Annotated in this window: 20 protein-coding genes, 2 tRNA genes and 1 rRNA gene; 16 read left to right on the forward strand and 7 right to left on the reverse strand. The window is 41.4% G+C overall.

Annotated features, from left to right (window positions below; genetic code table 11):
- Window positions 1-7: 7 nt before the first annotated feature.
- The 8 genes from rrf to CZ434_RS16770 all read left to right on the forward strand — a co-directional run bounded on the left by rrf (window position 8) and on the right by CZ434_RS16770 (window position 4,459).
- Window positions 8-123: ribosomal RNA gene (rrf, locus tag CZ434_RS16735) — 5S ribosomal RNA — on the forward strand.
- A 217-nt stretch (window positions 124-340) separates the two neighbouring features.
- Window positions 341-417: transfer RNA gene (locus CZ434_RS16740), tRNA-Met, on the forward strand.
- Window positions 418-420: 3 nt separating this feature from the next.
- Window positions 421-497 (forward strand) — tRNA-Asp (locus CZ434_RS16745).
- A 174-nt stretch (window positions 498-671) separates the two neighbouring features.
- Window positions 672-1,127, forward strand: a complete 456-nt coding sequence (gene tsaE / locus CZ434_RS16750; RefSeq protein ID WP_077624178.1) for a tRNA (adenosine(37)-N6)-threonylcarbamoyltransferase complex ATPase subunit type 1 TsaE — start codon at window positions 672-674, stop codon at window positions 1,125-1,127.
- Window positions 1,124-1,822 (forward strand): tRNA (adenosine(37)-N6)-threonylcarbamoyltransferase complex dimerization subunit type 1 TsaB, encoded by a 699-nt coding sequence (tsaB, locus tag CZ434_RS16755; protein ID WP_077624179.1) that lies wholly within the window; start codon window positions 1,124-1,126, stop codon window positions 1,820-1,822. Before tsaE ends, tsaB begins: the two co-directional genes overlap by 4 nt.
- A gap of 1 nt (window position 1,823) precedes the next feature.
- Window positions 1,824-2,270, forward strand: a complete 447-nt coding sequence (gene rimI / locus CZ434_RS16760) for a ribosomal protein S18-alanine N-acetyltransferase (RefSeq protein ID WP_077624180.1) — start codon at window positions 1,824-1,826, stop codon at window positions 2,268-2,270.
- Window positions 2,267-3,307 carry a tRNA (adenosine(37)-N6)-threonylcarbamoyltransferase complex transferase subunit TsaD gene (tsaD, locus tag CZ434_RS16765; RefSeq protein WP_077624181.1) on the forward strand — a complete coding sequence of 347 codons (1,041 nt, stop codon included), beginning with the start codon at window positions 2,267-2,269 and terminating at the stop codon, window positions 3,305-3,307. Before rimI ends, tsaD begins: the two co-directional genes overlap by 4 nt.
- A 408-nt stretch (window positions 3,308-3,715) precedes the next feature.
- A complete protein-coding gene (locus tag CZ434_RS16770) occupies window positions 3,716-4,459 on the forward strand; it encodes an SDR family NAD(P)-dependent oxidoreductase (RefSeq protein WP_077624182.1) in 744 nt (247 codons plus the stop codon).
- 45 nt (window positions 4,460-4,504) lie between these two features.
- On the opposite strand, the gene CZ434_RS16775 is transcribed toward CZ434_RS16770, so the two are convergent.
- Window positions 4,505-6,436, reverse strand: coding sequence for an ABC-F family ATP-binding cassette domain-containing protein (locus tag CZ434_RS16775; protein WP_077624183.1), 1,932 nt, complete (start codon window positions 6,434-6,436; stop codon window positions 4,505-4,507).
- 202 nt (window positions 6,437-6,638) lie between these two features.
- On the opposite strand from CZ434_RS16775, the gene moaC reads away from it, so the two are divergent.
- Together moaC and CZ434_RS16785 are read left to right on the forward strand one after the other, a co-directional pair.
- Window positions 6,639-7,124: a cyclic pyranopterin monophosphate synthase MoaC gene (moaC, locus tag CZ434_RS16780; protein ID WP_077624184.1), complete on the forward strand. Its 486-nt coding sequence runs from the start codon at window positions 6,639-6,641 to the stop codon at window positions 7,122-7,124.
- A 19-nt stretch (window positions 7,125-7,143) separates the two neighbouring features.
- The gene (locus tag CZ434_RS16785; RefSeq protein ID WP_077624185.1) at window positions 7,144-7,794 is read left to right on the forward strand and encodes a redox-sensing transcriptional repressor Rex; all 651 of its coding nucleotides are present in this window, start codon (window positions 7,144-7,146) and stop codon (window positions 7,792-7,794) included.
- Between the two features lie 50 nt (window positions 7,795-7,844).
- Here CZ434_RS16785 and CZ434_RS16790 read toward each other — a convergent pair whose 3' ends face one another.
- Complete coding sequence (locus CZ434_RS16790) at window positions 7,845-8,048, reverse strand: YdiK family protein (protein ID WP_077624186.1); 204 nt, start codon at window positions 8,046-8,048, stop codon at window positions 7,845-7,847.
- A gap of 7 nt (window positions 8,049-8,055) precedes the next feature.
- Complete coding sequence (locus tag CZ434_RS16795; RefSeq protein WP_077624187.1) at window positions 8,056-8,763, reverse strand: CPBP family intramembrane glutamic endopeptidase; 708 nt, start codon at window positions 8,761-8,763, stop codon at window positions 8,056-8,058.
- A 312-nt stretch (window positions 8,764-9,075) separates the two neighbouring features.
- On the opposite strand from CZ434_RS16795, the gene groES reads away from it, so the two are divergent.
- From groES to CZ434_RS16825, 6 genes are all read left to right on the forward strand, one after another.
- A complete protein-coding gene (gene groES / locus CZ434_RS16800) occupies window positions 9,076-9,360 on the forward strand; it encodes a co-chaperone GroES (RefSeq protein ID WP_077624188.1) in 285 nt (94 codons plus the stop codon).
- 57 nt (window positions 9,361-9,417) lie between these two features.
- Window positions 9,418-11,052 carry a chaperonin GroEL gene (gene groL / locus CZ434_RS16805; RefSeq protein WP_077624189.1) on the forward strand — a complete coding sequence of 545 codons (1,635 nt, stop codon included), beginning with the start codon at window positions 9,418-9,420 and terminating at the stop codon, window positions 11,050-11,052.
- Window positions 11,053-11,748: 696 nt separating this feature from the next.
- Window positions 11,749-13,743 carry a tetratricopeptide repeat protein gene (locus tag CZ434_RS16810; RefSeq protein ID WP_077624190.1) on the forward strand — a complete coding sequence of 665 codons (1,995 nt, stop codon included), beginning with the start codon at window positions 11,749-11,751 and terminating at the stop codon, window positions 13,741-13,743.
- 3 nt (window positions 13,744-13,746) lie between these two features.
- Window positions 13,747-14,475 carry a glycosyltransferase gene (locus tag CZ434_RS16815; RefSeq protein ID WP_077624191.1) on the forward strand — a complete coding sequence of 243 codons (729 nt, stop codon included), beginning with the start codon at window positions 13,747-13,749 and terminating at the stop codon, window positions 14,473-14,475.
- Window positions 14,472-15,599: a glycosyltransferase family 4 protein gene (locus CZ434_RS16820; RefSeq protein WP_077624192.1), complete on the forward strand. Its 1,128-nt coding sequence runs from the start codon at window positions 14,472-14,474 to the stop codon at window positions 15,597-15,599. Before CZ434_RS16815 ends, CZ434_RS16820 begins: the two co-directional genes overlap by 4 nt.
- A gap of 12 nt (window positions 15,600-15,611) precedes the next feature.
- A complete protein-coding gene (locus CZ434_RS16825; protein ID WP_077624193.1) occupies window positions 15,612-16,136 on the forward strand; it encodes a hypothetical protein in 525 nt (174 codons plus the stop codon).
- Window positions 16,137-16,177: 41 nt separating this feature from the next.
- Here the strand turns inward: CZ434_RS16825 and CZ434_RS16830 are convergent, their stop codons facing one another.
- From CZ434_RS16830 to CZ434_RS16845, 4 genes are all read right to left on the reverse strand, one after another.
- On the reverse strand, window positions 16,178-18,085 hold the full coding sequence (locus tag CZ434_RS16830; protein WP_077624194.1) for a glycosyltransferase family 2 protein: 1,908 nt from the start codon (window positions 18,083-18,085) through the stop codon (window positions 16,178-16,180).
- On the reverse strand, window positions 18,078-19,742 hold the full coding sequence (locus tag CZ434_RS16835; protein WP_179107300.1) for a glycosyltransferase: 1,665 nt from the start codon (window positions 19,740-19,742) through the stop codon (window positions 18,078-18,080). The genes CZ434_RS16830 and CZ434_RS16835 overlap by 8 nt, the downstream gene beginning before the upstream one ends.
- The gene (locus CZ434_RS16840; RefSeq protein WP_179107301.1) at window positions 19,732-21,759 is read right to left on the reverse strand and encodes a tetratricopeptide repeat-containing glycosyltransferase family 2 protein; all 2,028 of its coding nucleotides are present in this window, start codon (window positions 21,757-21,759) and stop codon (window positions 19,732-19,734) included. Before CZ434_RS16840 ends, CZ434_RS16835 begins: the two co-directional genes overlap by 11 nt.
- A gap of 64 nt (window positions 21,760-21,823) precedes the next feature.
- Window positions 21,824-22,840: DUF6385 domain-containing protein (locus CZ434_RS16845; RefSeq protein ID WP_245831013.1), on the reverse strand; the 1,017-nt coding region annotated here is incomplete at its 5' end.

Consider the following 22,840-nt stretch of genomic DNA (forward strand, 5'->3'; position numbering starts at 1 on the left):
CACCAGGTCTGGTGGCAATAGCGGAAAGGTCACACCTGTTCCCATGCCGAACACAGCAGTTAAGCTTTCCAGCGCCCATGGTAGTTGGGGCATTGCCCCTGCGAGAGTAGGACGCCGCTAGGCTTGAATTACTAAATGTTTTTAAAACAAAATAGAAACACTTTCGTAAGATGCAGTAAAAAACATTCTTACACTATCGCGGGGTGGAGCAAAGCCGCTCAACACCATTGATTAACTTCAGTGAAGGCTTTGTGAGGAGCGTAATCATCTCCGAATTCACTTGCAACGTGACGAACAGAAACACTATCGTAAGATGCAGTAATAAACACTCTTACACTATCGCGGGGTGGAGCAGTCTGGTAGCTCGTCGGGCTCATAACCCGAAGGTCACAGGTTCAAATCCTGTCCCCGCAACCAAATGGTCCGGTAGTTCAGTTGGTTAGAATGCCTGCCTGTCACGCAGGAGGTCGCGGGTTCGAGTCCCGTCCGGACCGCCACTTACATAAATTTAAATCAAGCATACGCCTTAGGAGAAAATCCTAAGGCTTTCTTTATGTTTTAATCGAAATAGTGAAAAGAAGCACTGGGATTTTTCTTTTTAGCTTCCTTTTTGCTATGATAGAATTACTGACCAAAACATAATAAGGAAACCTGATGAAATAGGTGAAAATATGGAATCGATAGTAATAACTACGAAAACAGAATTAGAGACAAGAAAGCTTGCTGAAAAGCTGGCTTTATCTCTTCGCCCTGGTGATGTCTTAACACTTGAAGGTGACTTAGGAGCTGGAAAAACCACCTTTACCAAAGGACTGGGTGCCGGACTCGGTGTTCGTAGAACGATTAACAGCCCGACATTTACAATCGTGAAAGAATACCAGGGAGAAATTCCTCTATATCACATGGACGTGTATCGTTTGGAAGACAGTGAGGAAGACATTGGTTTTGATGAATATTTTAACGGCGATGGAATAACGGTGATCGAATGGGCTCATTTTATTGCGGATTACTTGCCGGAAAAACGCTTGGATATAGAAATACGTCTGATTGATGAACAGGAGAGGGAGATAACCTTTTCACCAAAAGGACATCATTTTGAAGCGGTTTGTAAGGAGTTAGCACGATGAATATACTTTCAATGGATACATCCAATCAGACAATGGGGATAGCAATCGTCAAGAATGGGGTTATTGTCGGAGAGTACACTAACAATATCAAAAAAAATCACTCTGTCCGGTTAATGCCGGCGATTTCCAAACTCATGGACGAGACGGGCACAGCTCCGGAAGAGTTGGATAAAATAGTAGTTGCGAAGGGACCTGGATCCTTTACCGGTGTAAGGATTGGCTTATCGACAGCCAAGACAATGGGCTGGGCGTTGAATATTCCGGTAGTGGGTGTCTCAAGTTTAGAGGCAGTTGCCCTTCAAGGTAGTTTTTCACCTTTTTCGGTCTGTCCGTTTTTCGATGCCCGCAGAGGCCTTGTCTATACTGGTTTATATAACTTCGATTCAAATGGAAAGGCGCAGCTGGCTGCGAAGGAGACAAACATCCTTTTCGAAGAGTGGCTGACGACCTTAGCAAACCAAGGACAGCAAGTATTGTTCCTCAGCCCGGATATCGAATTGCATCGAGACAAGATTCTTGAAACGATGGGGAAATTGGCCATCATTCCTGAATTGCCATATCATTTTCCAAAACCGTCTTTATTGGCTCTGGCAGGAGCGGATAAGGAGACAGAGCCTGTACATGCGTTGACACCGGAATATCTGCGGTTGGCAGAGGCAGAGTCAAAATGGTTGGAAAAGCAAAGGGAGAATTGATATGTCGGCCCCTGTAATCAGACAAATGAGGGTAGAGGATATCGATCGGGTCATGGCAGTAGAAGCTGCCAGCTTCGGAACCCCATGGACAAAAGATATATTCTATAAAGAAATACTTGAGAATCCTTATGCTATTTATTTCATCATGCAAGAAGGTAAACAAATTGTTGGATATTGCGGACTATGGGTTATTTTTGATGAAGCCCAAATTACCAATATTGCCATCCTGCCGCAGTGCAGAGGGAAGAAATACGGGCAGACTTTGTTTCACTTTGTACTTAATCAAGCTGTTGCCTTAGGAGCTGCCACATTGTCATTAGAGGTAAGAGTGTCCAATATAACGGCGCAGAATATGTATAAAAAATTCGGATTAACTCCAGGTGGGATCCGGCGTAACTATTACACGGATAATGGAGAAGATGCTTTAGTAATGTGGGTGAAATTATGAAGAATGAAGATAAATATATATTGGGTATTGAGACTAGCTGTGATGAAACAGCGGCAGCAATTGTTAAAAACGGTACAGAAATAGTTGCAAATGTAGTTGCATCCCAAATAGAAAGCCATAAGCGTTTTGGTGGCGTCGTTCCGGAAATAGCTTCGAGGCATCATGTTGAACAAATAACGATGGTGTTGGAAGAAACTTTTCAAAAGGCCGGCTTAACGATTGATGACATGGATGCAGTGACTGTTACAGAGGGTCCGGGCCTTGTCGGGGCATTACTTATCGGCGTAAATACCGCAAAAGCTTTGGCCTTTGCTAAAAACAAACCATTAGTAGGCGTCCATCATATAGCAGGTCACATTTATGCCAATCGCCTGTTTAAAGAATTCACTTTCCCTTTACTTGCACTTGTCGTTTCCGGAGGGCATACCGAATTAATCATCATGAAAGAACATGGATCATACGAGGTAATTGGCGAAACAAGAGATGATGCGGCTGGAGAGGCATACGACAAAGTGGCACGAACATTAAAACTGCCTTATCCTGGTGGGCCGCAAATCGATAAGTTATCGGCAGAAGGCGAGACCACTATCGACTTTCCAAGGGCCTGGCTGGAGGAAGGATCTTTTGACTTCAGCTTCAGTGGTTTAAAGTCTTCAGTTATTAATACACTGCATAATGCCGAGCAGCGTAACGAAACGCTTCGAAGAGAAGATGTTGCAGCCAGTTTTCAGGCAAGTGTCGTCGAGGTACTGACAGAAAAAACATACCGTGCGGCCAAACAGTTTGGAGTAAAACAAGTACTGGTTGCCGGAGGAGTAGCAGCCAACAAAGGCCTCCGTGCGGCTTTAGAATCAAAATTTTCCATAGAAGATATCGACTTGGTCATCCCTCCTTTGGAATTATGTACGGACAATGCGGCCATGATTGCAGCAGCAGGAACCATAGCTTTCGAACAAGGGCATCGGGCAGAATGGGATTTGAATGCAAACCCGTCATTAGACTTAGAGAAGTTCGGGAAAAGAAGCAAAGATTCATAAACTGATTAGAGCTACCAAAACGCTTGGGGCAAAGCTGCCAACAAGTGTTTTGGTTTTTTAATTGTCAGTCTGTATATACTTATTAACAATCAATATGCATTGATGTGGATAAATGGAAGAAAAACTTATTAAACCGGGGTTTTATTTGTGGGTATAGATTGTGGATAAGTTGATATTCGATTGTGGATTATGTGAGTAAGTAAGTGGGAAACCTGATTTGTAAATGTTTATATGTGTATAAAACTGTGAATAAGTAGTTTTTTGTTGATATTATTCACAGAATGTTTATTGTATAGCGATTTCCTATGCGTTATATTGGAGACAAACAGAGAGAATACGCACTTTTAGGGACTTTCATCATTCTGTTTAGCAGTCTTTACCAAAATGAACTGGAAAGGGTGACTAAGCATGCGATTGAAAGGAAAGAAGGCAATTGTTACTGGCGGAGTAAGTGGGATCGGAGAGTTTACGGTAAGGGAAATGGTCAAAGAGGGGGCAAGCGTATTAATAGCTGATATCAATGATCAGTTGGGGGAAGAGCTTGCAGCGGAACTGAACGGTGAGGAAACAAAAGTAGTCTTCCAGCACGTTGATGTTTCCAAAGAAACAGATATAGAAGCAATGGTAGAAAAGGCTGAAAAGGAATTTGGCCAGTTGGATATTATATTCAGCAATGCAGGCATCGGCGCCCTTTCCCCATCGGCAGAATTAAGTTATGAAGACTGGCAGAAAGTGATATCCATCAACCTGGATGGTGTCTTCCTGTGTGCGAAGCATGCCATAAAAGCTATGCAGAAAACAGGAGGAGGCAGTGTCGTAAACTGTTCCTCTATTTTAGGAAATGTAGGGCAAGCCCAAACGGCTGCATATACAGCTGCCAAAGGTGGAGTAACCAACCTGACAAGGGCCTTAGCTGTGGAATATGCCAAGGAAAATATACGAGTGAATGCCGTATGCCCGGGCTATATCGATACACCCCTCTTGGAGCAGTTGGACGAAGAAATGAGGAATCAATTGATTTCCCTGCACCCGATCGGAAGGCTGGGAAAACCGGAAGAAATCGCAAAAGCAGTGGTTTTCCTTGCCTCAGAAGACGCCAGTTTCGTAACAGGAGCGAACCTGTTGGTTGATGGTGGTTATACAGCCCAATAATAAGTTTAAGAAGGATAGCACCAAAACATGCTATCCTTCTTCCGTCTATTCATCTAGTTGTAGGTCTTCCCATTCTTCCAGCAAGCCATCCAGTTTGTGCTGCAGACCTTCTTTTTCTTCCGTTAACTCGAGAGATTTTTCATGGTCCTGATAGATCTCCGGATCACATAACAGTTCATCTATTTCATCTACACGTGATTCCAATTTATCGATTTGTTGTTCGATTTCTTCGATTCGGCGTTCCCGTTTCCTTTTTTCTTTCTTCAATTCCTTTTCTTGATGAAAGCTATTCTTCGTATCCTGCTCGATTGGACCCGACGGATTTTCCTGTTCTTCGAGAAGCTTAAGTTCGTATTCTTCCTGCTTCTTCTCCAGATAGTAATCATAGTCCCCTAGATACACGGTGGAATCGGTTGGGTGCATTTCAATCACTTGTGTGGCAATTCTGTTGATAAAGTATCTGTCATGGGAGACGAATAAAATCGTTCCGGGGAAGTTCATCAGGGCTGCTTCCAACACTTCTTTGCTATCCAAATCCAAATGGTTGGTCGGTTCGTCCAAGATAAGGAAGTTGGCTTTTTCCATCATTAATTTGGCCAATGCGAGTCTAGCCTTTTCTCCGCCGCTCAGGGAAGAAACGATCTTTAACACATCGTCACCGGAAAACAAGAAATTGCCCAGGACGGTCCTGATGTCTTTCTCGTTCATCAACGGGTATTCATCCCATAATTCATTCAACACTGTCTTGTTGGAACTTAACCTTGTCTGTTCCTGGTCATAGTAGCCAACCTGTACATTCGCTCCAAGTTGGATGGAACCTTTCTCAGCATTCAAGTCGCCAATAATCGTTTTTAACAACGTGGTTTTGCCGACGCCATTTGGGCCGACAAGGGCAATGCTGTCCCCGCGTGAAGCATGGAAGGTTAGGTTGGAGAATATATAGTCGTTGCTGTCCTCATAGCGGAATGCAAGGTCATTGATTTTCAATACATCGTTCCCGCTGCGCCTGTTCACTTCAAAAGAAAAATTAGCAGAAGATTCATCGCCTTGAGGCTTGTCAACTCTTTCCATTTTATCCAATTGCTTTCTGCGGCTTTGGGCGCGTTTGGTTGTCGAGGCACGGACGATGTTTTTTTGGACAAACTCTTCCAGCTTCTTTATTTCTGCCTGCTGTTTCTCGAATTGTTTCAGTTCCTGCTCATAGTTTTCTGCTTTCTTGTCGAGATACTTGCTATAGTTGCCATAGAATTTACTGGAATGATGGCGGGAGATTTCATATACAATCTGTACGGTTTTATCCAGGAAATAGCGGTCATGGGAGACTATCACTACAGCACCTTTGTAATTGTTAAGATATCCTTCGAGCCAGGATAGTGTTTCGATGTCCAGATGGTTGGTCGGCTCATCCAGTATGAGAATATCCGGAGCCGATAGCAGCAATTTCCCAAGTGCCAGCCGTGTCTTCTGGCCGCCGCTTAAGTCACTGATGGCAGTATTCCAGTCGAAATCCTGAAAATGGAGACCGTTCAACACGGCTTTGATGTCTGCTTCATATTGATAGCCGCCGTCAGATTTGAAAGCCTGCTGCTTTTTATCATACTCGGTCAATAATTTTTGGTAGGCTTCGGGCCGGGCGATGAAATCCGGGTCTCCCATTTGTTGTTCCATCTTTCGGAGTTCCTTCTCCTGGTCGATAAGATGCTGGAATACGGAGAGCATTTCCTGCCAGATCGACTGGTCCGATTCAAGACCGGTGTTCTGTGCCAAATAACCAAGCGTCACTTCTTTCGGCTTGTGGATTTCCCCTTCATCATAAGACAACAGTCCTGCCATCATTTTCAGCAAGGTGGACTTTCCGGCCCCGTTACGTCCAACGACAGCAATCCGGTCGTTTGTTTTCACTTCCATTTTTATATTAGAGAGAATTAACTCTGCACCATATCTTTTGGTTAAATTGTTCACTTGCATTAAAATCATGTTTGTTCACCTCAGTGATTTAAGTGTATATCACTCCTGTCGGGAGAGGCAAGAAACTTAGGCGGTAAATAGACAAAATCGGCGCTGTTTTCAGGATGCGAGAGGGAATGTGAAACAAGTCACGACTTCTTTGTCGTTTTTTGATAAAATGAAAGGGCAACAAATCACTTGAAAAATTTTTTTCCTCGATGGAGGTCCTATAATGAGCGAGTTTACCCACTTTAATCCACAGGGAAGGGCAAGAATGGTCGATATTACCGAGAAGCAGGAAACGGCCAGAGTGGCAACAGCCCGGTCCAGTATTATCGTGAACAAGGAAATTTATGAAAAAATAAAAGAAAATAAAATGAAAAAAGGGGACGTATTGGCCGTTGCCCAAGTCGCCGGCATTATGGCGGCGAAAAACACTTCCGACTGGATTCCGATGTGCCACCCGCTTCAGCTGAAAGGTGTCGATATTACTTTTGACTGGAAAACAGAAGAAAGATTCGAATTATTGATTACGGTGCAAGTCAAAACGAAGGGAAGTACCGGAGTAGAAATGGAGGCGCTCACAGCGGCATCAGCCACAGCGTTGACGGTTTATGATATGTGCAAAGCAGTCGATAAGGGTCTGGTCATCGGGCAGACATATCTTCAAGAGAAATCGGGCGGAAAGAGCGGCGATTATACACGCGAAGAAGAATAACCGAAGGAGGGTGCAAGCGATGAATAATGAACAGAACAAAATACCTCAAGCAACAGCAAAGCGTTTGCCTTTATATTACCGTTTTATCAACAACCTGCATTTGCAGGGCAAGCTGCGTGTTTCTTCCAAAGAACTGAGTGAAGCTGTCAAAGTCGATTCAGCGACCATTCGTAGGGATTTTTCTTATTTTGGCGCCCTTGGTAAGAAGGGGTATGGTTATAATGTGGAATATTTGTTGAAATTTTTCCGTAAAACCCTAGACCAGGATGAGGTCACCAAAGTATCGCTAATCGGTGTAGGGAACCTGGGAACGGCATTTTTGAATTACAACTTCATGAAGAATAACAATACGAAAATCGAAATGGGTTTTGACGCTTCTACGGAAAAAGTAGGGAAGGAGATCGGCGGTGTTCCTGTCCATCATATTGATGAATTGGAAGCAAAACTGGAGGACACGACTGTCGCAATCCTTACTGTTCCATCTTCCGAGGCGCAAAACATCGCCGAGCGGCTTGTAAAGGCAGGGATTCTCGGGATTCTTAATTTTACTCCGGCGAGAATTACGGTGCCGGACCATGTCCGCGTCCACCATATCGATTTGGCAGTCGAACTGCAGTCACTGGTCTACTTCCTCAAGCATTATCCATTGGACGAAGAGGAAACCGAATAATCGCAAAAAAACAGCTTGTCCGTTTGTAAGGAAAGTTGTTTTTTTTGTGGTTATTTTTTGTTTTTTGACTTTTTTATTTTGAGATGCAATCCAATCAGGCGGAAGGATACGACAAAGTCCAGGGTGGCAAAGATAGCCAATAAGACCGTAATGAAGTTCCAGACCGTATCTTCAGCCGATTGAATGGCAATGTACGTGAATACAACTCCCATGCCGAAATACAAGGAAGCCATAAACAACGGTGACGTTCTCATGTGTTGATCAGCCTCCTATGATCGTTTGAATTTGTTCCCATTGCTCCATCATTTTTTCCATTTCTTCCGGATCGAGGTTGAATTGGGCGATGACCGTGATGGTGTTCATGGACATGTGGGCAATGATCGGTACGATGATCCGTTTGGTTTGGACATACAGGAAGGCAAAGACAAAACCCATTGCTGTATACGTAATAAGATGGAAAACATCCATGTGGACCAGACCGAAAATCACCGACGATGCCACCGCGGCAATGAAGAAGTTGGTGCGTTTATACATCGTTCCGAATATGATTTTCCGGAAAATCACTTCTTCCAAGATAGGTGCAATTAACGCCGGTATCAGAATAAATATCGGCGCAGCACGGGCGATTTCCATGATATCCATCGTGTTTTCCGACCCTGGCTTGATGCCTAGTACGCCACTTTCGATAATGACAGCGGCTATCTGGGCAAGATATGCCAAAAACACGCCGAGGAAGGACCAGAGAATGATATTGCCGACTCCTGCTGCACTCCTTACACTACCCTCTTTCATATCCGGTTTTAACAAGAACAGAATGACCACGAGTGCTGCAATAAAGCTGCAAACGCTCCACCACACAGTGAACGTAAACCTGTCTATATTAATCAAACCAATGAACGGAGCAACAAATGCTCCGGAGATCTGCATGATGACATACGTTAAGATGACATACCAATATCTTTTGGGCAACAATAACGTCTCCTTTTAATTGATTTTGCAACTATCCCATTGTACGTATTTTAACATAGATTTAGAATAGCTATGTAATAGGAAGGCTGTTTCGGCATGAATGTTTTTCAAAAAAAACGGGCATCCTGATATTCTGTGTCTATTGTCGATTTTATGTGCTTTCTTGCTTAAAATTTGTCGAAAGAAAATATAATTACATTACTTGCAAATTTAAAATGAATTGATTATTATAATAATTGTGTTAGCACTCATGACGAATGAGTGCTAATAACAAACCTATCAATTAAATATCGGTTAAGGAGGGTTTTCAACATGTTAAAGCCACTAGGTGATCGTGTCATAATTGAACTTGTAGAGCAAGAAGAAAAAACTGCAAGCGGTATCGTTCTTCCCGATTCTGCGAAAGAAAAGCCGCAGGAAGGAAAGGTAGTTGCAGTAGGTTCTGGCCGCGTCACAGATAATGGAGAAAAAGTTGCCCCTGAGGTAGCAGAAGGAAACCTTATCATCTTCTCGAAATTCGCTGGAACAGAAGTGAAATATGAAGGAAAAGATTACTTAATTCTTCGTGAGAGCGACATTCTGGCTGTTATCGGCTAATCTGCGAAGGACAATCAATTTATATCATAATTTTTTAAGTTCAAGGAGGGTAATATTATGGCTAAAGAAATCAAATTTAGTGAAGACGCACGTCGTGCCATGCTTCGCGGTGTGGACACGCTTGCTAATGCTGTAAAAGTAACTCTAGGACCTAAAGGACGTAACGTTGTTTTAGACAAGAAATACGGTTCCCCATTAATTACAAACGATGGTGTTACTATCGCGAAAGAAATCGAATTGGAAGACCACTTCGAAAACATGGGTGCACAGCTGGTATCTGAAGTTGCTTCTAAAACAAACGACGTTGCTGGTGACGGTACAACTACTGCAACTGTACTTGCCCAAGCGATGATTCGCGAAGGTTTGAAAAACGTTGCCTCCGGTGCAAACCCAGTAGGCGTTCGCCGCGGTATCGAAAAAGCGGTTGAACTTGCTGTAAACGAACTACGCACCATTTCCAAGCCGATTGAAGGAAAAGATTCTATTGCACAAGTTGCTGCCATCTCTTCCGGTGATGATGAAGTAGGTAAGTTGATCGCGGAAGCAATGGAACGCGTTGGTAACGACGGTGTTATCACAATCGAAGAATCAAAAGGCTTCAACACAGAGCTTGAAGTAGTGGAAGGTATGCAATTCGACCGCGGATATGCATCTCCTTACATGGTAACAGACCAGGATAAAATGGAAGCAGTTCTTGAAGATCCATATATCTTGATCACTGACAAGAAAATCTCCAACATCCAAGAAGTACTTCCAGTACTAGAGCAAGTTGTCCAACAAGGCAAGCCGCTTCTTATGATTGCGGAAGACGTAGAAGGCGAAGCCCTTGCTACACTTGTTGTGAACAAACTTCGTGGTACTTTCAATGCAGTGGCTGTTAAAGCTCCTGGATTCGGTGACCGTCGTAAAGCAATGTTGGAAGACATCGCTACATTGACTGGTGCGGAAGTAGTTACAGAAGATCTTGGATTAGAACTTAAAAACACTGGCATCGAGCAATTAGGCCGCGCTTCTAAAGTTGTTGTAACGAAAGAAAACACAACAGTAGTAGAAGGAAGCGGAGATCCAGAAAAAATCTCTTCCCGTGTTGCACAAATTCGTGCCCAAGCTGAAGAGACTACTTCTGAGTTCGACAAAGAAAAATTACAAGAGCGCCTAGCTAAACTTTCCGGTGGTGTTGCGGTAATCAAAGTTGGTGCTGCTACGGAAACAGAATTGAAAGAGCGCAAACTTCGTATCGAAGACGCCTTGAACTCTACTCGTGCAGCGGTACAAGAAGGTATCGTTTCCGGTGGTGGTACAGCACTTGTTAACATCTACAATGCTGTGAAAGGCTTAAACCTAGAAGGTGACGAAGAAACTGGTTCTAACATCGTTCTTCGCGCACTAGAAGAGCCAGTTCGTCAAATCGCACACAATGCCGGGCTTGAAGGTTCTATCATCGTAGAACGTTTGAAAGGCGAAAAAGTAGGCGTTGGTTTCAACGCAGCTTCCGGCGAGTGGGTTGACATGGTTGAGTCCGGTATCGTAGACCCAACTAAAGTTACACGCTCTGCTCTTCAAAACGCTGCATCTGTAGCCGCTATGTTCTTGACTACAGAAGCAGTAGTCGCTGATCTTCCTGAAGAAGATAACGCTGGCGGCGGCATGCCTGACATGGGTGGCATGGGCGGAATGGGCGGCATGATGTGATAGCCCCCAAAACCCTTTTACCATAGGGTTTATGGATAATCTGACTGGATTTCACTCTAAAAAATTTAAAATAGCTAAAGCCTCCCTTAGGATAATAAATCTTAAGGGAGGTTTTTTGGTTAGACCCATTCGTAGGTAGTATGTTATGGAGTGTTAACATTTTTCTTTTTTTTGAATTTTATTGGGCTTAGGAAGCAAACGTTAGATGAAATCCAATGTAATTGTAATAACCTGTACATAATTAAATAATGGCAGATACTAATGTTTCTGACTCTCAAATATTTTTCTTTAGACAAATTACCTTTTACGTAGCCTGCATCGCAACCCTCGTAAGGATAGCCCTAATGCTCATAAGAAGATTTCTAGAAAAGGTTTCAGGTAATTCTTCTTCAATCGCAATTCCTTCTACTACAATATCATCAAGTACTAGCTGAGTGAATGTCGGACTTATCCTTACCGTTGTTAGCATGGGTTATAGCGCCGTTGCTTTCATTCAAGTTAGGTTCGAGTTTTATTGTGTGGACGAAAGTGAAACTACGACTACTTATTAAGTTTCCCCACACACATTTCTATACTGCCACTTTTTTAAGTTCATTTTCTTAGAGGTGTATGGTTTTCATTAACTGGGGAATGATAACTTTCTTTATGCATAAATATATAAGAGTAAATCAGTGAAATGTCTTAAGGGGGATATTTATGTCCGAAATCGCCCATACGATGCCAGTACTAATCAGGAATGAAGAAGATATTGTTATGATGAATGATTGTCTGGAAAGTTTGAAAGACAGTATGGAATCATATATTTTTTACAACCAGGGTGGGCTATCTAATCAGGAACTTTCCAGTTTCATTAAGCCCTACATTAAGGATTTTAAAGTATTGGGTAATGGAACAAATGATGGAATTCCTTTTGCAAGACAAGCATGTTTTAAATATATATGGGAGTATCTCCCGTCAATTCTTTATATTACTGAAATTCATCCCGATATGATATTTCCACCCGAGTGGACAAACGAGCTTGTTGAATTTCTTGAAAAAAATCCAGAGGAGCCTTGCATTTGCCCTGGAATTTTGACAAAAGATGGACAATGGCATCCGCATGGGAAAGGAATAGTCAGTGTAGAAGTACCTTCTAATACGGCTGAATTGATAGACCTGCTAGAGAAGGAACGAGAAAAAATGATTGTGGAGGGATTTGTTCATCCAGTTATGCACCGGGCAAGTCATTTAAAACTAGTAGGAGGATACATAACAGAAGACTTGCCAGGAATCCAAGGGTATGAGGACGATTATTTGCTTCTTTCTTATTTTCATATGTTGCGGTTGCCTGCTGAATGGAGGCCAAAATCATTCTTATCCACATATGTCTTTCACCGGACAATGGCACAAAGAGCAGACTTCTCAAATATGGAAGAGGAATCAAACAAAAACTTGCAAGGGTTGCTGCAGCGGTTTGGTACGCAAGGAATAACTGATCTCCAGCACATTCATTCTGTAAGTAATCCTCAAAGAATTTGGGGAGTACTTTATTATTTTGGTAGATCACAAAAAACAGAAGTACCTTTTATCAAAGGGGTGAAATCTCATAACTTTCATTCACATTGGTCTGGCTCTGAAGAATATAAAAATATAAATCAAATGCAGGAAGAAGTATCTTTTAATAGAAATGTAAAAACTATATCAATTATAGACCACCCTTATTGGGTGAATTCTCTATCAAAAATCGATCGGCATTTAACTATTGCCTGGCTCAAAGACTTTCATGAATGGAATCATATTGGGGAGTTTTATCTAAAGGGAATTTGCTCAGTAGCTGATATCATTCTTACAGCATCAGAAGAGGTTTACTGGCAATTAGCTTTGTCCCACCCTTTTGTGTTACTTTGCGCTCCATCTTCACAAGAGGAACAGCTATCCAAAGAGGATTGGGGGCTTTATTCTGAAAGCGATTATTATTTAAAAGAAATTATAGAGTCCAGCACTAAAGACCAAAATCAAAAAGAAACGTGGCTGGACATGATTAACAAACAAAGGGAGGAGCGCATTCAGGAATTAGAGGACCAGATAGCGTGGGATCCGCATAATGAAGCAAACTTTTCCTTGCTTGCCAAATATCATTATCTGAATGGTCAGTACGGGAAAGCAGAACACTATTTTTTTCAAGCTTTTTCAAGAAATGTGGTGTTGAACAAAACGGATGGAATGAACAAATACTATTCCGGAATTTGTCTAGCGCAAGTAAGGCAAGGTAAGACAAAGGAAGCTTTGAATTCTTATGGTATCCTTGCTCAGCCAGATGATTTAAAGCAACATTATCTTCAGCTTCTTTCCTTATATAACAGAGGGCAATATGAATGGGTACAGGCAGAGATTTGCCGAATTCATGGAGACTTACAGTACGCTAGAAAGTTATTAGATCAAATTCCTTCTCCCGAAGCGGATAACAGCAAATACCTTATTTGTCGAAATATGATGGATTATGCACGTAGCGAGGAGATTCTCAGTAAGGGTGGTAATGATACGGAATTTTGTAAAGAGTTTTGGTTGGTGAAAGGAGAAAAAGAAGAGCTCTTCGGTAATCGTCCACAAGCGATCCATTATTATCTGCAGGCAGCGGTTTATGATGAAAATGCCATAAACAACATTCTCCGGATGGAAGAGGTCGACCGATTTACGTTAGGAGAGGAGTAGACGATGAATCCAGTCAGGAAAAAGAATGGCAATAAGCTGACGGCCATCTTACAAGTTAGAAATGAGGAGAACAGGTATCTAGAAGAAGTGCTTAGTGATTTAAGTTCTTATGTGGACGATATGGTTATTATCGATGATGCCAGTACAGACCGCACGGTAGAGATATGTCGGTCTTTTCCAAAGGTCAAAGAAGTGGTTGAACTAGAAAGTCAGCTTTTCAGCAAGGAATGGGAGCTTAGAAGCCGGTTATGGCAAGAAGCATGTAAGTATGAACCAGATTGGTTGTTATCTATCGATGCAGATGAAGTTTTTGAACGTTCTTTCAAGAAGAAAGTGCAGTTTTTGATTAACCAGGATCAATATGATTGGGTCAGTTTTCGTATCTATGATTTTTGGGGAGGTAAGACTCATTATCGTGAAGATGAACATTGGAACCTTCACAAACGTCATACAATGATGCTAGTCCGTTATTTACCAGGTTTCCCTTGTTATTACTTAAAAAAAGATCACCATGTTCACAGGCTTCCTTTGTCCTATCAGACATTAAAAGGATGTATGACTGATATACGTGTTAAGCATTTTGGATGGTCTGGAGACGAAACGGATCGGCATAATAAGTATCAGCGTTATATGAAAATGGATCCCCAGGGGCGTTGGGGAAATAAGGAACAATACTTATCTATTCTTGATCGCTCTCCAAAACTTCTTGAATGGAAGGAGGAGGAGAGGTGAAGAAAGTCTCCATATTGACTCATAGCTTTTTAGATGCATATAATTATCAGATTCATAGACTTTACGGCGGAGGGCTTGAACGGTACCTTTATGAATTAACTAAAATCTTACAGGGCATGGGAATAGACGTTGACATTCATCAGCTTTCCTATCACAAACCCTTTCACATACAGATGGAAGAAACGGAGGTAGCAGGAACTAACGTGTACGGCTACTATTGTAATGATTTGGACGGTATTGGTGAATTGTTTCAAGAAATGGAACAAAAAGCAGAAGGTTCTTTAATCTATGCAAGTTGTATTTGGCATCCTATTCCATACCGAGAGGGAAGCCTGGGTATATGCCATGGGATTAACTGGGACCGAATCGAACTCACTGAGGAAGCGAAAGATAAGGTTAAATATAATATCCAACAAGCAATTAATTCATTGGGGAAAATTGTATCCGTTGATTCACATTTTTTAACCTATTGCCGTTCAACATGTCAATATACAAATCCTGGAAAAATCGAGCTAATCCCTAATTTTGTTGATATTAAGAGGTTTATCCCGGTAACAGAAGTTAAGAAAAAAAGAAATTTCCGAATACTTTACCCAAGAAGAATAAGTCATGAGCGTGGAATTCTCCTTATGATGGCAGCAACGGATATATGGTTAAAAGAATACGAAAACATTGAAGTGGATTTTGCTGGAGAAGTGATTCACGGAACGGAAAGCGCTCGGGTTTTTAAATACTGGTTAAGTAATCATCCCCATAAGGATAGGATACGTCATCATGTTTATAGTTTTGACGAAATGCCAATAGCCTATCAGCAGGCAGATCTCGTCGTTATCCCTACCGTATTTTCCGAAGGTACCTCATTGTCTTGTTTAGAGGCGATGAGTAGTGGCTTGCCGGTCCTTGCAACAACGATTGGAGGCCTGAACGATTTGTTGATTGATGGGTATAACGGTCGATTAATTATGCCTACCGTAGATCAGTTGGTAGAAGCGGTGGGGAGTATTATGAGTGATCAAAGGAAAGGGGCCGAGATGGGAGAACGTGCAAGGGAAACGGCAAAAGCCTTTGACAAGAGGATTTGGCAGCAAAAGTGGGAAGGTGTCTTGAACACTTATCTTAATTAAGGGGGAATAAGTATGCCAAACTACAATGTGTTTACCAACTTGCGAAACCCTCTAACAACCGTGGATATTGCGGCATCGAGTGCTGAAAACGGGGCCAACTATAGAGTGACTACCGGTGTAGTATCGGTAGCTGCAAACGCTTACCTTGCCTTGCAGTTATCTAATCCTACAAGCTCTCGCTATACAGCCCGAATTGGCCGGGTTTTTGGCGGTGCTATTACTAATACCTCGGTCTTTCTGCTGCGGAACGGAACCGTTGCAGGTGGCACAACGCTCACCCCTATTAATACAAACTTCGGATATCCAAATGTTAGTCAGTTGATTCCGAGTTTCTCCACAAGTCTTGCGAACCCAGTGGTAGGAGGGGCGACTTTTAGTACGCTCATCCAAACAGGCGGTCCTATTGTTAATGATGAACTCGGGAAAATTATCGTCCCTCCTAATAATCGATTAATCATAGATCTTCTCAATTTGACTAACCAAACCAATACTCTGTCATTAACTCTAGGATGGGCGGAAGTAAGCCCTGTATCATAAAAAAGGAGAGCGCAGTGAGCTCTCCTTTTTCTAATTGACTTTTAATCTAATAATAAAATTTCTGAGTTGGGGTATGTTAAATGGACGAGAACTTTGTCAATTTCCTTTATAATAGAAGGGTCTGTTTTAGATTGATAATTTAAAAGTGTTACTAATCTAGGTAAAGGGGAAGAGGGAGATTTTTTAATCAAATATCTGAGCGTTTCCTGGGTGTTTATGTTTGTTCCACTTTTAATTTGAAGCAGGGTGATAGCTAAGCATTCTTCTACAGATAGCTTTTGGGTATCCACTTTAAGGTGTTCTGTAATCTCTTGTAGGGATTGTATGGGAATAGAAGAAAACAAATAAAGGTGAGTCATAGGGAGAGGACAGCACATGTCCAACGACTTCGCAAACCGAATATAGCCTTTTATCATTCTGCTTTCAAGAAACATCCACGTAGCGAGAGTTACAGCCTCTTTATATTTTTCCTGATACCCTTCCATCAAACATTTATATAAATCCGCTAAAAGTGAAAAGTTATTCATGTGAGATTTCAACCATTGCTTATGATTGAGATTTTCTTCATAATACACGCACCAAATAAATAGGATTTGCTCCAGGTTGAAGGCCTTTTTTTGATTAAGAAGATGTCTGACTGCCATTTGTTTTTGTCCTTTTGTGGATAATGTTAAAGCTTCAGCGAGGGGGCATGTCAACAAAGATAATTCAGCATGAACTCTTTCAGGCATTTGTTGTTTAGCCAAATCCCACCTATCCCATTTCCTTGATGCAAGGAGGGTCCTCATTAGCAGAAGCCATTGGTCAACCTTTAAAGATTCCTTCCAGCGTTTTAAGTCATTACTGAATTGGGGGCTTACATAAGGGGAGGTTGACCACAAGGTGTACTTCTTCCATGCAGGTTTGTACGTAGGAGCTTTATTTAAGGATTCTTGATAATAGTGTACGGCTGATTCAATATCTAAAAGTTTCTCATGAGCTTGACCCAGATGGTATAAAGTACGAAAAGATCCAGCTCCTGCCTGAGAAGAATAAGTGCTACGAACTGGGCAGGAGCATGACTGTTGAAGGGATTGAATAGCTGCAAGGTATTGGTGCAACTCTAGGAGAATCTCTGCTTTGGCATCATGCAAGTCTGCAAAGTCAGGATAATGCAACAAGCCTTGCTTCACCAATGTCAAAGCCTCTTCGCTTTTCTGAAAGAATCTTAAAAGGTGGGCGGTTTTTAAAACTATATCTGGTGCGAAATCAGTAGATGGGGGGAGCGTCGTCAAAAGCTTCGTAAATATTCTATATGCATCTTCATATTTTTCAGCTTGCATGTATTCGACCCCTAAAGCATAATTCAAGCGCGAGTCCTTTGTGTTTTCTGTCAAAGCCTTTTTTATAATAGATAGATTACGTTCATGTTTTTTTTGTTTTTCTTCATTGGTGTGTAAATACCCGTAATGATGAAGGGTGATATCACTATTTCCTATTTGCCATCCGTAAGCTTTAAGAGAGGTTGTGACCTCTTCGTGAATTAATCCTTGAAAACGAATAGAAGGATGATTACGGAAAAGGCGGCATGCGTAATCGATGAAGAAACTGTTTTCCTCATATTGTCCGTAGAAGTTAATGAAGCGTACAAAATACCCATCCACATCGTTATTTTCCATGTATGTTGTAATTTGATCATCCTGAAGAACTTCATCGGCATCCATAACTAATATCCATTCTTTCGTTGCTTTTTCTAACGCAAGATTACGTGCTGCACTGAAATCTTCCCCCCATTCATGAGAAATCACTAAGGCTTGGAATGACTTTGCGACCTCTATTGAATTATCTGTCGAGCCTGTATCAACAATGACAATTTCATCAGCTATATTTTTTATAGAAGATAGGCAACGTTTCAGGTTCACTTCTTCATTGTATATAATCATACAAACACTCAATCCGGGGTTAATCAATCCAACCTTCCTCGAATGGTAATGTAGTTTTAGCTGAACGAATCAAGTTGTAGTCTCCCTTCTTTAGTACGCTGTTAAGATGTTCTTCCGCATTGAAGGAAAGTGTCTGAACTAGTTGGATGACAGAGTGAGATTGGTAATCTTTATTCACGTGTTGATGCATACCCTTCCATTTCTTTAGATACTGTTGGAATGCAGAGTAAAAACCCTGTTTGTATAAAATCCTCCCCTTACGCTCTATCTCCAGAATAATTGGGAGTGATTCAATGGGAGGGAAGAGGTCGCTATTTTCAGGGAAATGTGCACGCCAACGGTCAGTGTCGATAGTTAGTGGGAGGAATTGGTCTGTGTTTTTATTCTTTTCTAATCTATCTGAATACATAAGAACACAGTCTTCTTTTATTCTCCTCCATTTTTCCTGTGTATGAAAAGATAGAGGTTCTTCTGACAACCAGTCATCAAGAAGTGTACATACGCTTTGGTAACAATGTGATCTTAAAAGAATGTGTAAAAGATTTTCTTTTTGATTTTCAGTATGCATTTTAAATCTTTTCTTCAAGAGAGAGGGGATTTCTGATTCCCTGTCTGTACTCCGTAATAGCTGAAAAATTCTATAAAGTGGACGTTTCTCATTATTCGATTCCTTGAACGATTTTAAGTAATTGTCTATCGCTTGATCGTCCTTACTTTGACTCTCGCACACAAGCGCTAATAGGTAATAGGTGGCGAATGATCCGATGCCTGTTTCGGTATGGTATTTGGAGGCAGTTTGTAGCTGAATAGCTCTTCGAAAACTTTTTTCAGCACCTGTACTGTCCCCCATGGTTATCTGATAAGTCCCTTTATAATGATGGAGGTCTGTGTAATCGGGATACTGGTCAACACCTGCATCACAGACAGCAATTGCTTCTTTAAGGCGACCGAGAGCTCCGAGGGCTTTTGCTTCACATTTAAAAAGTAAATGAGCATAATTGACTTTTGGACCGACAAGTTCTCTTGATTTTCGAAAGGATAGAAGAGCATTCTCATAATCATTCAACTGCATATATTCAATCCCAATATTATAAAGATGGAAAGGGTGGTCTGGATTCGTTTCTAGTTCTTTTTTTAAAAGTGTGATATTACGCTTCGTTTTATTTTTCTTTTCACGGATGTTTGCTTGGTAGCCATAATGATCAATGATCACATCAGTCATCACAAAACGTGCTGAAGGATTGTTTTGTTGAATGCTTTCTGCAATTTGCTCATGTATCGATCCTGAAAATCGATGCTTCTCACTGTTCCTAAACATACGAATAGTCGGATTTATGCTTGCTTCTTTTCCCTTTTCACCGAAATGGTTATATATCCTTAAGAAAAAGCCTTCTGCATCATTGTACTCCTTCCAATTCTTTAATTCATCGATGGAATCGGGATTGAGTTCTTCATCAGCATCAAGTATTAAAATCCATTCACCAGTGGCGTGATCAAGTCCTGCATTCCTGGCTTCGGAAAAGTCACCCTGCCAAGGATGGTGGATGACTTTGGCTCCGAAACGTTCAGCAATGGAGGGAGTACTATCAATAGAACCAGTATCTACGACGATAATTTCAGAGACAATTTCTTTAGCGCTGGATAAACAATTGCCTAGTAGTTCTTCCTCATCTTTAACTATCATACACAACGATACCCTGTTCATTTTGTAATCGCACCCTCCTTTGTCTCCCTCTCCAATGGGTTTGCCAACCATGTTTTGATGAGAGTTCAATTGCAAGCTCCACTTTATTTAAGTAAGCAGTAAACAACGGAAAATCAGGTATTTCTTCAATCGACTCTTTCAAGAGATCTTTCGACTGCTGGTTGTAGCAAAGCGATGCTCCAATATGGGCACCAATATGATCGGCATCCTCGGTAAGAACTTTCTCGAATAGAATAGAGGCTTGCTCCCACTTCTTTTGATGATAGTTATACTCTCCTAGAAGAAAAGTCCCCTCAACATCCAGCGCATCCTGGTCAAAAAGGGAATTAAAGGTATCGTAAGCTTCTTTTATATACCCTTCATAGTAAAAGATTTTCGCAGCGTAAAGTTGGAAAACAGGGTGCAAACCTATCAATTTTCTTATAACGCTATGCGCCCGATAGCGAATGGCTTGATGTAAAAATTGTTTAGTGAATAGTAAGAAAGAAATTTCATTATTGCTTTTGGTTTGTCTCTTATTTGTTAGAATTTGTAGGATTTGATCATAAAAGTGGGGGTTAGGTTCATTTTTGATTTCCTTGTATAATTTTTCAGGGTAAGGATAAGAGTGCTCATGAAAGGTGACGATAATCGCTTGTAAGAGATTTGCTGAAGCTGGTTTTAGTAACCTTTCATATCGATTGTTAGCCTCTTGCATGTGATTTAAATAGAGTAAGCTGAGTATCTCCTTTTCTTTGCTTCCTTCGGTATTTTCGGAAAAGTCTAAGTATTCTTCATCACAACCTGTGTCAAAAAGCACATGCGCTATTTCCTGAAGGCACTGTTTTCTGATTTCGGGATCAGATTTACTAGGATCTATAGAAGGCGTCAAAATATGTGTTAACTCTGTTCTAATATCAGAACAGGATCTACCAGAAGCAATCAGAAGATCCGCAATTCCATATAAAGCATCATAATGATAGGGACAATACTGGAGAGCCTTAATGTAAAATTGAAGGGCATCATTGTAAGCCTTCCATTCTAGGGCAATATCTCCCATTAATGTCCATGAAAGATAAGTCCCTTTACCAGTTTCCAATACATAATGTCGAGATGGAGTTATATTAGTAGCTTCTTGCAAAATTCGAATTGCTTTATCGTTTTCTTTTATTTGTTGATATCCATACCCTAAATAATAATAAAGGTCAGGATAATCGTTATAGTTCTTAATTTCATTATTTAATAGGTCTATGGCTAGTTTGTATTTTGTTGTTTTAAGATAGAGCTTTGCAAGGTCCTTTACCAAGGTCGGACGGTAAGATTGATGTTTTGCAACATTTTTTAATGCTTTCTCCATAAATATTATCGCTTGTTCGTTTAAAGAAAGCTGTTCATAGGTAATACCTAGATGGTATTGGAAAAAGTTATCACTCGGGGACTCTTTTAGGGACTTTTCCAAAATCCGACGGTTGCGATGTGCTTTTTCTAGCTTAGTTTGTATTGGAGTATATCCTGTATGTAGAATCTTCTCCTGTATCTTTCCAATCATTTCCATGGAAGTGTGGTCTAATATTGATGGAAGGATATCCTCATGGAGGGCGCCTCTAAAAAAATAATTTTTTTTATTTCTAAATATACGTATGGAGGGGTGAACCATCTTTTCATAAACTTTTTCGCCTGTTATGCTTTCAATATCGATATAAAAAGCTTCTTTATCCGTATGTTCAAGTTCATCCCGAATCTCCTGAAATGGCCCTTTAAATATCTCATCAGCATCCATGAATATGATCCAGTCTGTGTTGGCTTCAGGAAGAGAGTGATTTCGCGCATCAGAAAAATTATCTTCCCATGGTTTATGAAATACCTTCGCATTAAATTCTTCTGCAATGGAGACTGTGTTGTCATTTGATCCGGTATCAACAATAATTATTTCATCTACCAATGTCTTGATGCTGTCTAAACATTTCCGTAAATTATTTGATTCATTTTTCACAATCATATGAAGACCTATCAACAACGATATCACCCCTAACATGAGCATCCCTCTGTTTAATAACAGAGGGATTTATATTACTATAAACTTATGAACCTTGTGCATTGAATATGACCGAGATAGTGCCGGATGCAAGAGTAGTAGAAGAACGATAAGCAAGCCTTGTGTACTTTAAAAAACGTTGTGGAACAAGAACATCTACCGATCCAGGCCTTAAATCAATGGAAGTGATATCTGTAAACCAATTCACGCCATTCGCACTTATTTGAACAATTGTATCTACAGTCCCAGAAGGGCTGGAGTTATAAACGAAAAATGAATAATCTTCTAGTACAGATGTCGTTATAGTGGATAGAGGGGTGAATGTAGACAATGCTGTACCTACGTTTACATCAAGAAAGCTTTGCTCAACAAAATTATTTTGAGAAATAGCTGTTAATGTACCCCCTGAGATAGTAACAGAGGTTACCTCTGCACTCAGAGTACCATTGATGAAATCAATGGTTCCGCCTAATAGTGTAGCAAAAATGAATCCATTAGTAATGGTAGCTCCGAGAACGCTGTCGATGGTATCAATGGTCCCGCCCACCACAGTGGAAGCAAGGACTTCTTCAATGACATTGATAGTCCCGCCCGTCACGGTGACGGAATCGACTTCCGCCGTTACTGTGCCACCGAGGATGGTGGCATTGATAAATCCGTCGGTAATAGTAGCTCCGAGAATACTATCAACAGTATCAATTGTGCCGCCGACGATGGTAGAAGCAAGGACTTCTTCAATGATATTGATGGTCCCGCCCGTCACGGTGACGGAATCGATCTCCGCCGTTACTGTGCCCCCGAGGATGGTGGCATTGATGAATCCGTCGGTAATAGTAGCTCCGAGAATACTGTCAACAGTATCGATTGTGCCGCCGACGATGGTGGTAGCCAGGACCTCTTCCACGGTATTGATGGTTCCGGCAGAGACCGTGGCCCCGAGAACGCTGTCGATGGTATCAATGGTCCCGCCAACGATGGTGGCAGCCAGGACTTCTTCCACGGTATTGATGGTCCCGCCCACCACAGTGGAAGCGAGGACTTCTTCAATGACATTGATGGTTCC

It is taken from the genome of Sediminibacillus massiliensis (genome assembly GCF_900156915.1).
GTDB classification, from domain to species: domain Bacteria; phylum Bacillota; class Bacilli; order Bacillales; family Amphibacillaceae; genus Sediminibacillus_A; species Sediminibacillus_A massiliensis.